This is a genomic window from Hyphomicrobium sp. MC1 (assembly GCF_000253295.1).
Lineage (GTDB): Bacteria > Pseudomonadota > Alphaproteobacteria > Rhizobiales > Hyphomicrobiaceae > Hyphomicrobium_B.
The window spans coordinates 2,817,296-2,829,656 of record NC_015717.1 but is presented as its reverse complement, the minus strand read 5'-3'; the positions used below and the strand labels follow the sequence as shown (position 1 = coordinate 2,829,656).

The 12,361-nt window shown below is 60.8% G+C and carries 13 protein-coding genes; 10 read left to right on the top strand and 3 right to left on the bottom strand.

Annotation, left to right across the window (positions count from 1 at the left end; translation table 11 throughout):
* Positions 1–4: 4 nt before the first annotated feature.
* Positions 5–250, bottom strand: coding sequence for a hypothetical protein (locus tag HYPMC_RS13760; RefSeq protein ID WP_013948581.1), 246 nt, complete (start codon positions 248–250; stop codon positions 5–7).
* Positions 251–409: 159 nt separating this feature from the next.
* Positions 410–820 carry a TIGR02301 family protein gene (locus HYPMC_RS13755; RefSeq protein WP_244420890.1) on the bottom strand — a complete coding sequence of 137 codons (411 nt, stop codon included), beginning with the start codon at positions 818–820 and terminating at the stop codon, positions 410–412.
* Between the two features lie 91 nt (positions 821–911).
* On the opposite strand from HYPMC_RS13755, the gene HYPMC_RS13750 reads away from it, so the two are divergent.
* From HYPMC_RS13750 to HYPMC_RS13740, 3 genes are all read left to right on the top strand, one after another.
* Positions 912–1,598: an SOS response-associated peptidase gene (locus tag HYPMC_RS13750; protein ID WP_013948579.1), complete on the top strand. Its 687-nt coding sequence runs from the start codon at positions 912–914 to the stop codon at positions 1,596–1,598.
* Between the two features lie 216 nt (positions 1,599–1,814).
* Positions 1,815–3,638 carry a hypothetical protein gene (locus HYPMC_RS13745; protein ID WP_013948578.1) on the top strand — a complete coding sequence of 608 codons (1,824 nt, stop codon included), beginning with the start codon at positions 1,815–1,817 and terminating at the stop codon, positions 3,636–3,638.
* A gap of 121 nt (positions 3,639–3,759) precedes the next feature.
* A complete protein-coding gene (locus tag HYPMC_RS13740) occupies positions 3,760–3,948 on the top strand; it encodes a hypothetical protein (RefSeq protein WP_013948577.1) in 189 nt (62 codons plus the stop codon).
* On the opposite strand, the gene HYPMC_RS13735 is transcribed toward HYPMC_RS13740, so the two are convergent.
* Positions 3,945–4,913 carry an L-threonylcarbamoyladenylate synthase gene (locus HYPMC_RS13735; RefSeq protein WP_013948576.1) on the bottom strand — a complete coding sequence of 323 codons (969 nt, stop codon included), beginning with the start codon at positions 4,911–4,913 and terminating at the stop codon, positions 3,945–3,947. The two genes, HYPMC_RS13740 and HYPMC_RS13735, sit on opposite strands and share 4 nt — an antisense overlap.
* Before the next feature lie 81 nt (positions 4,914–4,994).
* On the opposite strand from HYPMC_RS13735, the gene HYPMC_RS13730 reads away from it, so the two are divergent.
* The 7 genes from HYPMC_RS13730 to HYPMC_RS13700 all read left to right on the top strand — a co-directional run bounded on the left by HYPMC_RS13730 (position 4,995) and on the right by HYPMC_RS13700 (position 12,360).
* Positions 4,995–6,764 carry an acyl-CoA dehydrogenase gene (locus HYPMC_RS13730; RefSeq protein WP_013948575.1) on the top strand — a complete coding sequence of 590 codons (1,770 nt, stop codon included), beginning with the start codon at positions 4,995–4,997 and terminating at the stop codon, positions 6,762–6,764.
* Positions 6,761–7,534 (top strand): crotonase/enoyl-CoA hydratase family protein, encoded by a 774-nt coding sequence (locus tag HYPMC_RS13725; RefSeq protein WP_013948574.1) that lies wholly within the window; start codon positions 6,761–6,763, stop codon positions 7,532–7,534. The genes HYPMC_RS13730 and HYPMC_RS13725 overlap by 4 nt, the downstream gene beginning before the upstream one ends.
* Positions 7,535–7,649: 115 nt before the next feature.
* A complete protein-coding gene (locus HYPMC_RS13720) occupies positions 7,650–8,534 on the top strand; it encodes an NAD(P)-dependent oxidoreductase (RefSeq protein WP_013948573.1) in 885 nt (294 codons plus the stop codon).
* 25 nt (positions 8,535–8,559) lie between these two features.
* Positions 8,560–9,504 (top strand): histone deacetylase family protein, encoded by a 945-nt coding sequence (locus HYPMC_RS13715; protein ID WP_013948572.1) that lies wholly within the window; start codon positions 8,560–8,562, stop codon positions 9,502–9,504.
* Positions 9,505–9,553: 49 nt separating this feature from the next.
* Positions 9,554–9,841: an exodeoxyribonuclease VII small subunit gene (locus HYPMC_RS13710; protein WP_013948571.1), complete on the top strand. Its 288-nt coding sequence runs from the start codon at positions 9,554–9,556 to the stop codon at positions 9,839–9,841.
* 196 nt (positions 9,842–10,037) lie between these two features.
* Positions 10,038–11,945 carry a 1-deoxy-D-xylulose-5-phosphate synthase gene (dxs, locus tag HYPMC_RS13705; RefSeq protein WP_013948570.1) on the top strand — a complete coding sequence of 636 codons (1,908 nt, stop codon included), beginning with the start codon at positions 10,038–10,040 and terminating at the stop codon, positions 11,943–11,945.
* A 46-nt stretch (positions 11,946–11,991) separates the two neighbouring features.
* Positions 11,992–12,360: a DoxX family protein gene (locus HYPMC_RS13700; RefSeq protein ID WP_013948569.1), complete on the top strand. Its 369-nt coding sequence runs from the start codon at positions 11,992–11,994 to the stop codon at positions 12,358–12,360.
* Position 12,361: the final 1 nt, after the last annotated feature.

Sequence of the window (12,361 nt, the reverse complement as noted above, 5' to 3'; positions counted from 1 at the left end):
CGCTTTACTGGTCGCGCCGCGCTAGCGTGAATTCCCCCTCGACGACGCGCTTCTCAAGACCGCGCGTCAAATGAATGACGGCGTCCTCGCCGTAGATCGCAACGAGATCGGTGAGCGCAGTGAACAGAGCCGCGTAGGCCATCTGCTGCGGCTCAACGCCGGTATCCACCCCTTCATCCCAAGCAGCGAGGATTAGATCGAGCGCCTTTAACGTCGGATTTTTCGTATCGAGATCCTCGAAACACTGCATACCGTTACAATCCTTCCCTCAACCCTGACCGCCACGCACGGGGCGGCCCCCATCCATTGTCACCTAGCACGACAATTTGCGGTAGGTCGTAGCTGCCACTATTCACAGTAAACCGGCGAGAAACGATATGCGCCTCTCGCGACCGGCTCAGCTGACGTTTTAGTTGGGGAAAGCTTTCAGCATCCCATCCGAAAGCTCAGACCCTTCCGACAGAAAACGCGTGATGGCCGTTTGTGCCGACGGACTGCAGGTATTGTAGGTTCGGCTGTAGCTGCGATACCCCTGGTTGAAGGCACGCGTGAGTTTCGCGCGTCGCAGGGCCGTCGAGCCTTCGGCATTCATCAAGTCATGCATGCGGTCGCGCCAGTATTGGCCTTCGTTGGCACCGCAGAGCTCGCGAAGATAGTGAATGGCGCCAAGAATTTCGGAAAGCCGCATCAGGCGGTCGTCATAGGGCTTGCTGTCGGATGCTGCGAATGCTTGCCCGCCGACTGCTGACAGCGCCAGCATCAGCATAACAAGGTATTGGCAGAGCTTGCGGCAGTGGCGTTTCACGCGGGCGTCCAGCACGTTGAGGTTCGCTCAGTCTAAGCCGTCCCTGGCGGCGAATCCGTCAACGCTTATAGTCCCGAATCATAAGGCATCAAAAGGACGGCCCTTCGTGTGCGCGCGCTACAGTCTGATATCTTCACCGGAGGCTGTACGCGCGTTCTTCGATGTACCGGCCGTTGACGATTTCCCGCCGCGCTACAACATCGCGCCGACGCAACCCGTTCTGATTGCACGCAACGATCTCAAGGGCGTTCCCGAGCTTCGGCTGGTGCGCTGGGGTCTGATCCCGTCATGGGTACGCGACCCGGCGGCATTGCGTGCGCCATTGATCAACGCCCGTGCTGAGACGGCGGCCGAAAAACCGGCCTTTCGCGGCGCGCTGCGCCATCGCCGCTGTCTCATTCCGGCGACCGGCTTCTACGAGTGGAGCGGCAAGCGATCGGCGCGGCAGCCGCATCTTATCCGTCTGAAAGACCACGATCTTTTTGCCTTGGCCGGATTGTGGGAAGACTGGCTCGGTGCCGACGGCAGCGAGATCGAGACGGTGACGATCCTGACGACCGCTGCAAACGCCGATATGGCGCCCATCCATGACCGCATGCCTGTGATCATCACGGCAGAAAACTTCGAGCGCTGGCTCGACTGCCGCTCGGGCACGGCTGAGCATATCCTCGACCTGATGATGCCTTTCGCCGCCGGGCTCCTCACGACCACGCCCGTCAACCCCGCACTTAATGATGTTCGCGCCGAAGGCCCCGACCTTCAGACACCAGCGGTCTTTGGTCTGCTGCTTTAAGAGCAGGCCTTCCTGGCAACGGGTTGGGAGGGAATTGCTGTGTATCTGCCGCTTGCGACTCGCCCCCGAAATGAAACGGCGCTAACCTAAATGCTGTCTTAAAAGTCAAGACCTTGCCGACATAGGCAAGTACATAGCTTCGACGCGGTTGGGGTGTTTGGGTTTGCGAGGCGCGCGGCGACGGACGGCGCGGAGCGACAGAGGGGAGACGACGACATGGCGTATCACGGCGAGGATCTCGATCTCAGGACGTCGCAGACCTGGACACCAAGCGAGGTCATTCAGCCGGCCGAGGCGGCACTGTCGAACGGTAAGCGCGGGTCGCTTCTTGCCGGTCCCGTGCTGGTCGATGACACCGTTCTTGCCTGCTTCAATCAAGCCTATGACATCGCCGCAGCGCATCGCGCCGGAGAGGTTCGCGTCGAACATCTCTTGAATGCCATGACCCGCCTTGACGCCTCTGCGGCAGCCCTTGAAACACATGGCATCCGCGTCGTCGCCCTGAAACGCGAGACTGCGGCGATCATCGCGGGCGATATTCCGGCGATGCCGGGAAGTGGCCCGGTTTCCCCGCGCCGCTCGGAAGATTTGGCGGAAGTGCTGAAGTTTGCAACGGCACTCGCGGCGCGTCGCAACACGGCGGTATCGGTCGACGACCTTTTACAAGTTCTCTTCGATCACCGCGGCGAATTCGGCGCCTCGGAACTGCTTTTGCGCTTTGTCGCGCGCGCCGAACCGTTGCCGCCGCTGACGCGCCCTGAGCCCCGCTATGCGGCGCCACCGCGTTATGCGGTCGATTACGGGCGTCCCCTTTATCGCAACGATTATCTCGGCACTCAGACAGACGCGCTGCAGAATTCTCGCATTGAATCGCTCGAACAAGCTGTGCGGGCGCTGGGGCAGGATCTCTCCAACGAGCGGCACGCCATCGCAAGCCTCGTGCGGGACTTCGCGCGCGATACCGTCGCCCACCAAGACGATCAGGGCCGAACGCATGCGTTGTTGATTGACCGGATCGGCTCGCTCGAATCTGCGTTTCGCGAAGGGGGCCCCGCCGCTCCCGTCGCCGCCGTTGACACGTCAGGGCTCGTCGCAAAACTCGGCGACATCGAAGCCGCGCTTGAATTGCGCCTTCAGGAAATGTCGCAGTCATGGTCCGTGCTTTCGACGCGGCTGCAGGAATTGGAAGAGACGATCAGGCAACGCCCTGTCCAGACAGAAGGCGGCACGGCGCTCGAAGACATCCGTCAGGCCGTTGATTTGAAGCCGATCAGCGATCGTCTCGACATCATCGAAGAGGCGGTCCTCGGCAGCCATCAGAGCGGCTTCGTCGAATTGGGCGATCGCCTGTCCCGCCTCGAAGACGGCGTCGGCCAGGTACTCGCGACGCCGACGGGCGATGGACGAACCGATGAAATCATTGGCGGCATCGACCGCATCCACGGACTATGGGGCAACGTCGAAGGTCTGTCGGGCAACGTCGCGGGCCTTGCAGGAAACCTTGAAAGCCTGACCGGGAACGTCGCCGGTCTGTCGGAAAAGTTCGACGGCCTTTTCGGCAAGGTGGATACGCACTCAGGCTCGCTGACCGAGCTTCTCACCAATCTGTCGGAACGGGTGAAGGGGGCCGAAAGCGCGATCGCTGCCGAGATCGAAACGGCCGCCGCTAAGCATCAAGCCTACACGCAGGACCTCACCGAGGTTCATGAAGCGCTTCTCAAGGTCAATCAGAACCAGCACACGCTCGCCGGTGCGATGGATCAATGGCGCACCGATTCCGCAAGCGACGTCGCGGCCATCATGAACCGGCTCGGTGAGATCGACCGAGATACCGCGCTTCCGGCTGAGACCCTGAGCGCGTTGAACACGCACATGGACCAGATGAACAAGTTCATCATCGAGCGGTATCATCGCCGTCATCGGTTCATGTACTGGCTGTTCGGCACCGACGATTGGATCAGCGCCAGCTGGCCCTCGACGAAGGCGAAAATCGAGACGGATCAGCATCGCCTCAAGGTCGTCGAGCAAACGAAGGCCTAACGGCACCGTTCGTCCCATTCTGGAACACGCATTCACCATGCTTTGATTAAAGGCCTTGAGCCTGGCGGCACCCGCGTGCTCTCATTAACGAAGCGTTAACCGGCTTTGTTGGGGGGCAGGAATGTTGCGTCGGTACCTGATCACGAACGGAATCAGCACGGCATTGCTTTATGGCGGCATCTACGCTGCCATTCCCTGCATCATGCATGCGTTCGGGTCGGTGCGGGACACGTTCAACGGGTTCGTGGCGCAAAGCCCGATCCTCGCACCGCTTGTCAATAAGATCGTGGTGATGGTCAGCAGCTTCTAGAGGTGCTCACGAGGCGCTGCCGCCCGCCGCAACCGGTCGTTGATCGCTTCTCCGAGGCCGTTCTGCGGAATAGGCGTTACCGCGATGGAGTCCGCCCCGGAAGCATCGAGCGTACGCAGCGTCGCAAAAAGATTTGCCGCCGCCTCGATCAAGTCGCCGCCCTCGCTGATGTTGACGAAGGCGCGTGCCGGTTGCTCCGAGATCGCACCGAACGCCATCACTGCTTCGCTCGGTTTCCACTCATAGGCATTCAGACGCAAGCGCGCGCGTGGCGCATAGTGGCTCGCAAGCTGCCCAGGCGATGTGAGATGATCGCCTGCTTCTTCGCGCCGTATCAGGCGCTCTCCGATAACTTCTTCAATTGCTTCCGCGGTGATGGCGCCGGGACGCAACAGCACCGGGGCACCGTCGACAAGACTGACCACCGTTGACTCGAGCCCGAGTTTCGTCGGGCCGTCATCAAGAATGAGCGCGGCCTTGCCGCCGATGTCGGCCGCAACATGCTCGGCGCGTGTCGCGCTGACGTGCCCCGAGCGATTGGCGGACGGGGCCGCCAGCGGACGATGGGCTTCCGCGAGAAGCGCGCGTGCAACCGGATGATCAGGAGACCGCAGTGCAACGGTCGGAAGTCCTGCCGAGACGAGCTGACTGACGTCCGTCGTCTCGGTGCGCGGCACCACGAGCGTCAAAGGACCGGGCCAGAACGCTTCTATCAGACGACGCGCAGCGGGCGAAAGCACGCCGATGATGAGTGCCTGCTCCAGTCCGAGAACATGTACGATAAGCGGATTGAAAATCGGCCGGCCCTTGGCTTCGAAAATGCGAGCGACCGCTTCACCATTGGTTGCGTCGGCACCGAGTCCGTACACGGTTTCAGTCGGAAATGCGACGAGCGCACCCGCTCGGATCATTTGTCCGGCTTCGGCAATCCATTCTTTGTTGGCGGGTACGATCCTGCCCAGCATTTGGTATGTCACCTGGTTTGCTTGTACTTTCGTTCGGCTTAGTGTCCTGATGGAAAACCGAACGGCACCGAGAGACGATCCATGACCTATCAGGCTCCCCTAGACGACATTGTCTTTGCCCTTGAGACGGTGGCGGGCCTCAGCGATATGGGCGCTCGCGGCCTCTATCCGGGGCTTGACCGCGAAACGATAATCGCCGTCATCCAAGAGGCAGGAAATTTCGGCGCCGAGGTCCTAGCACCTTTGAACGCAATAGGCGACCGTATCGGCTCCAAGCTCATTGACGGAAAGGTGACAACCCCTCCGGGCTTTGCCGAGGCCTACCAAGCGTTCGTCGCGGGCGGCTGGAGCACGCTGCCATGCTCGGAGGCATACGGCGGCCAGGATTTGCCCGAAATCGCTGCCACACCTGTCGGCGAAATTTGGAACGCTGCGAATGTGTCTTTCGGTCTCTGCCCGCTTCTGACGCAGGGCGCCATTCATGCCATTGAAGCGGGCGGAAGCGACGCGCTGAAAGCGAAATATCTCCCCAAAATGGTGGCGGGCGAATGGACCGGCACCATGAACCTGACCGAGCCGCACGCGGGCTCCGATCTGAGCCCGCTCTCGACGCGTGCAGTGCCGCAAGGCGATGGAACATACCGTATAACCGGCACGAAGATTTTCATCACCTGGGGTGAGCATGGGATGGCTGAGAACATCATCCATCTCGTCCTAGCGCGGCTGCCCGATGCGCCGGCCGGAACGCGCGGCATCTCGCTGTTTCTCGTCCCTAAGTTTCTTGTGGGTGACGACGGCTCGCTCGGCGAGCGCAACGATGTCATCTGTGCCGGTGTCGAACATAAGCTCGGCATCATGGCAAGCCCGACCTGTGTCATGAAGTTCGGCGAGAACGGCGGCGCGATCGGATACCTCGTCGGCGAAGAAAACCGCGGCCTCGCGAACATGTTCGTGATGATGAACGCCGCCCGGCTCGGTGTCGGCGCGCAAGGCGTGGGCGTTGCGGAAAGCGCGACGCAGCACGCTGTCACCTACGCCAAGGAACGTCTTCAGGGCAAAAGCTTCGCGGCCAAAGATCCCGGCAGCATGAGCCCGATTATCGAGCACGCCGATGTGCGCCGCATGCTGCTGACGATGAAATCTCTGACGCAGGCCGCCCGCATGCTCTGTTACGCGACCGCCAAGGAACTCGACGTCGCCAATCGTGCGACAGATGAAAAAGAGCGTGTCGCAGCCCGCAATCGCGCCGTTCTGCTGACGCCGCTCGCAAAAGCCTTCTCTACCGATATTGCCAACGAGGTCGCTTCTCTCGGCGTTCAAGTGCATGGCGGCATGGGCTTCGTCGAAGAGACGGGGGCTGCGCAATTCCTGCGTGACGCGCGAATCCTGCCGATCTACGAAGGCACGAACGGCATCCAGGCCATCGACCTCGTCACGCGCAAGCTGACGCTCGACGGCGGCTCTGCGATGACGAGCCTGCTCGGGGAACTCGGCGCCATTATCGCCGCAGTGCGCGCTGCAAAACGCGGCGAGTTCGGTCACATGACGCAGCGCTTGATGGAAGGCTTGAGTGCACTTCAAACGGCCACCCTCTGGATGGCGCAAATGCTTCCCGGTAATCAAGAAAAGGCGCTGGCGTCCGCGACGCCCTTTCTGCGGCTCATGAGCCTCGTCACGGGCGGCACATACCTCGCGAAGGGTGCCCTCGCGAAAGACGCTGCATCGCCCTACATCGTAATCGCGCGGTTCTTCGCCGAAAATATTCTGACCGAAGCCCGCGGTCTGTCTGATGCCGTGCAACACGGCGCAGATGCCGTGCTGGTCGATGCGCATGGAGCGGTGTTCGCATGACAGCAGAAATCGCAATCTGGCGCGATGGCCCCATCCAGATTCTCCGCATCGCTCGACCCGAGAAGAAAAACGCGCTGACCGGCGCCATGTACGGCAAGCTAGCCGATGCCATCGAAGCGGGAGACGCGGACGATACGATTGCCGCGCACATTCTCACCGGCTCGGGCGGCGTATTCACGGCTGGCAATGACATCGGCGACTTTCTTGCCACCGCACGCGGCACCGGTGGCCTCGACAAGAATGTCGTGCGCTTCATCCGCCTATTGCCGGTCGTCAAGAAGCCGCTGATCGCCGCCGTCGATGGCAACGCCATTGGCATCGGCACGACGCTGCTGTTCCATTGCGATCTTGTCTACGCCGCGCCGGACGCGACGTTCGCCACTCCGTTTCTTGATCTCGGTGTGGTGCCCGAAGCCGCCTCAAGCCTGCTGATGCCGGCCCGTATGGGCTACACGCGGGCCTTCGCCATGTTGGCGCTCGGCGATCCGTTGTCGGCTGACGATGCACTCGCTGCCGGTTTCGTCAACGCCATCGTGCCTGCGAGCGATCTTGAAGCCACCGCACTCGCCGCCGCCAAGCGGCTCTCCGCCAAACCGCCGGAAGCGCTCGCCATTGCGCGCCGCTTGATGCGTGGCGACCCCGAGATAATTCTCGCCCGCATGGACGAAGAGGTTGCGGCCTTCCGCGAACGCCTCCGCTCGCCTGAAGCCGTCGAAGCTTTCACGGCCTTTTTCGAGAAACGCCCGCCGAATTTCCGTAAAACCGAATAAATCGGAAATCCCGAGCCTCAGTCTTTCCTGTTTAAGCAATCGAAGTCACCCCTTACCTAGGGTCCGCCAAGAGATTAGGCTATCTCCTGTCTGGCGTCGGAATGAGAGCAGTGGCATGGCGGCACTCAAGGGCAAGACTCTCTTCATTACGGGCGCGAGCCGCGGCATCGGATTGGCCATCGCGAAAAGAGCGGCCCGCGACGGCGCCAACATCGCCATCGCCGCCAAGACGGTCGATCCCAATCCCAAGCTCGAAGGCACGATTCATTCGGCTGCAAAAGAGATCGAAGCGGAGGGCGGATCGGCGCTCGCGCTCGAATGCGATATTCGCAACGAAGGGGATGTCGAACGCGCCGTGGCGCAAACGGTTGAACGTTTCGGCGGTATCGACATTTGCGTCAACAACGCCAGCGCCATATCGCTGACGCCGATTGAAAAGACCGAGATCAAGCGTTTCGATCTGATGTTCGCAGTAAACACGCGCGGCACGTTTCTAACCTCTAAGATCTGCCTGCCGCATCTGAAGCGTGCCGAAAATCCGCACATTCTCACATTGTCGCCGCCGCTCGATATGCATCCCAAATGGTTCTCGGGCCACGTCGCGTATTCGATTGCCAAATACGGCATGAGCCTTTGCGTGCTCGGTCTCGCCGACGAATTGAAACCCAATGGCATTGCCGTCAACGCCCTCTGGCCGCGTACGACCATTGCTACGGCTGCCGTGCAGAATATTCTCGGCGGCGATAAGCTCATGCGCATGAGCCGGACGCCAGAGATCGTGGCCGACGCGGCCCACCTTGTTTTTAACCAACCGGCGAAGACGTTCACCGGAAACTTTCTGATCGACGATACGTTTCTTTATGATGTGGGCGGCGTCACAGACTTTGGATCCTATCGCGTCGACAAATCGGTGCCGCTGGCGCCGGACTTCTTCGTTCCTGCAGACAGTAAACCCCCGCCCGGCGTGCAGATCGCGCGACTGTCGGAATTGACCTCATAACGCTTCGGAGCCACCCTCGCGATAAATGACGACGGTCCTGATCACCCATCCGGCTTTTCTGGAACACGATACCGGCGAGCATCATCCCGAGCGGCCGGACCGGATGCGGGCGATCGACAAGGCGCTTTCCGCTTCAGTCTTCGACGATCTTTTTCATCGCGACGCACCGCTGCGTGAGGATGACAAAACCTATATCGCAATGACGCACGGGCCAGCGCACCTCGCTGACGTGACAGCCGCTATCGAGCACATTGATGGCGGGGCGCGCCATGTCGATTCCGATACCATCGCGTCTGCCGGCACCTGGGAGGCCGCGCGCCGCGCCGTCGGCGCTGGTCTCGATGCAGTCGATCTCGTCATGGAAGGCAAAGTCACGAACGCCTTCTGTCAGGTCCGTCCGCCCGGCCATCACGCCGAGAGCAATCGCGCGATGGGCTTCTGTTTTTTCAATAACATCGCGATCGCAGCGCATTATGCTCGCGCGAAGTACGGCGCCGAGCGTGTCGCCGTCGTGGATTTCGACGTCCATCACGGTAACGGTACGCAGGAAATTTTCTGGTCCGACAAAGACCTGTTCTACGGCTCGACGCATCAGATGCCGCTCTTCCCGGGTACGGGTGCGTTGAACGAGACCGGCGTCGGCAATATATTCAACGCGCCGCTGCGCTCCGGCGACGGGCGCGAGGCATTCGAAGAGGCGTTCCGTAGCCGCATTCTGACGCCTCTTCACAATTTCAGCCCCGATGTGCTGCTGATCTCCGCAGGCTTCGATGCGCATCAGCGCGATCCGCTTGCCGGGCTCGAACTTGTCGAGGAGGATTTCCGCTGGGCGACTGAAGCGCTCGCGGAGATGGCGCGGCGCCACGCAAAAGGGCGAATCGTGTCGATGCTCGAAGGCGGGTACGATCTGAAGGGGCTTGCCCTATCGACCGCCGCCCACGTAAAGGCATTGCTGGACGCAGACGTCTGAGCGGAATTTCGGTACATCCGCCCGTTTGCGCCACGAAAGCAGGACGATTATGACGACGACGACCAAACCGGCTCCGGCAAAAAGCTTTGCTGACATCAAGGAGATGACCTTCGAACGCGCCTTGAAGGAGCTGGAGGTCATTGTCGGCAAGCTTGAACGCGGCGACGTCGAGCTTGAAGAAAGCATTGAAATTTATGAGCGCGGCGAAGCATTGCGCGACCATTGCGACAGACTGCTGAAAGCGGCTGAAGCCAAAGTCGAAAAACTGACGCTTGGCGCTGACGGCACGCCGTCAGGCACTGCCCCACTCGACAAGAACGGCGATGCGCCATTTTGAGGCGTCATTCCGCTTTGGGCGGTTTGGACGTCAACTGGTTTTTTAAACGTCTGCGGCACGCGGGCGCATTACATCCGGTCCGTAGCAGCGCTCTTTGGGGGATCGAAGATAGCCCAAAGGCATGCTAGCGTCCCTTTCGAACGGCCTGTCTCGGGCGCTCTAGGTCTAAAGCCGATCGCCGCATCAAGGTTTTATTGTGAGCAAGACACCATTACTCGATAAAATTGCGACGCCGCACGAATTGCGTCAGTTGTCGGAAGATCAGCTGCCTCAGCTTGCGGCCGAGCTTCGCGACGAGATGATTGACGCCGTTTCGGTAACGGGCGGCCATCTTGGTGCGGGCCTTGGCGTCATCGAATTGACCGTGGCGTTGCACTGGGTCTTCAACACCCCGGACGATCGTCTGATCTGGGACGTCGGCCATCAGGCTTATCCCCATAAAATTTTGACCGGCCGCCGCGACCGGATTCGCACCTTGCGCCAGCCCGGCGGTTTGGCGGGGTTCACCAATCGCGAGGAGAGCGTCTACGATCCTTTCGGCGCCGGGCACTCGTCCACATCCATTTCCGCAGCGCTCGGCATGGCCGTGGCGCGCGACCTGACTGGCAAGTCGAACAACGTCGTCGCCGTCATCGGTGATGGCGCGATGAGCGCAGGCATGGCCTATGAAGCGATCAACAATGCCGGTGCTCGCAACGAACGGCTGATCGTCGTCCTTAATGACAACGATATGTCGATTGCGCCGCCCACGGGCGCGCTCTCGGCGTATCTCGCACGTGTGACGTCGAGCGGTACTTACGTCCACCTTCGCGACTACGCCAAGCAGCTCGCCAAGATGCTGCCGAAAGCATGGGAGCGCCGCGCCGCGCGCGTTGAAGAATATACGCGTCATCTGTGGCAGGGCGGGGCTTGGTTCGAAGAACTCGGCTTTTATTACGTCGGCCCAATCGACGGTCACAACTTCGAGCAGCTTCTGCCCGTTCTGAAGAACGTCCGTGATCTGGAGCAGGGGCCGATCCTCGTCCACGTCGTCACGCAGAAGGGCAAGGGCTACGCACCAGCCGAAGCGTCGCCGGATAAATATCACGGCGTGAATAAGTTCAACGTCGTGACGGGTGCGCAGGACAAGCCGAAGCCGAATGCGCCGAGCTATACGAAGGTGTTTGCCGATAGCCTGATTGCTGAAGCGCGAAAGGATAAGCGCGTCGTCGCGATCACCGCCGCGATGCCGTCCGGTACGGGGCTTGACTATTTTGGCAAGGAATTTCCCGATCGCACGTTCGATGTCGGCATCGCTGAGCAGCATGCCGTCACGTTCGCGGCAGGACTCGCGGCGGAGGGTTATAAGCCTTTCACGGCAATCTACTCGACCTTCCTGCAGCGCGCCTACGATCAGGTCGTGCACGACGTCGCCATTCAGAAGCTGCCGGTCCGCTTCGCAATTGACCGCGCTGGTCTCGTCGGCGCCGACGGCGCAACGCATGCCGGATCATTCGACGTCGCCTATCTCGCCTGCCTTCCGGATTTCGTCATCATGGCGGCGGCCGACGAAGCCGAACTCGTCCACATGGTCGCGACCCAAGCACAGATCGACGACCGCCCGAGCGCGCTGCGCTATCCGCGCGGCGAGGGCGTCGGCGTAGAGCTTCCGGCCGAAGGCATTCCGCTCGAAATCGGCAAGGGCCGTATCGTGCGGCAAGGCTCGAAGGTCGCGTTGCTTTCACTTGGCACCCGGCTCGCGGAGTGTCTGAAGGCGGCCGATCAGCTTGCGAGCTTCGGCCTGTCCACGACGGTCGCCGACGCACGCTTTGCAAAACCGCTGGACGAGGCCCTCATTCGCGACCTCGCGACTAATCACGAAGTCCTGGTGACCGTGGAAGAAGGTTCCATCGGCGGCTTCGGCAGCCACGTTCTGCAGTTTCTCTCAAATGAGGGCTTGCTGGATCGCGGGCTTCGCGTCCGTCCCAAAGTTTTGCCCGATGTCTTCATCGACCATGGCAAACCCGAAGCCATGTACGAAGCCGCACGGCTTAATGCCTCAGGCATCGTCGAGACGGTCTTTGCTGCCCTTGGCCGCGCAGACATGCTAAGCGAGCGGGCATGACGCGCACATCTGCGCGTTAACCAGCTCGCCGTTCGGGAGAACAAACATGCATGCGCTCGTCAGCTTGGCCGCACGGGTACTTTTGTCTGCTATTTTCGTCACTGCAGGTATCAACAAGGTTTCCGGCTACGCGCAGACGCAGGCCTACATGGAATCGCACGGCTTGCCGGGAAACTTGCTGCCGCTCGTCATCGCACTTGAGGTCATCGGCGGCCTTGCCGTGCTGTTAGGTGTCTTCTCTCGTTATGCCGGTTTGGCGCTTGCCGCGTTTTGCTTGGCAGCCGCAGCCGTTTTTCACAGCAACTTCGCCGACCAGGCCCAGATGACGAACTTCATGAAGAACGTCTGCATGGCCGGCGGCTTCCTGCTGCTGTTCGCGAACGGCTCCGGCCGCTACGCCATCCGGCCCGACTGAC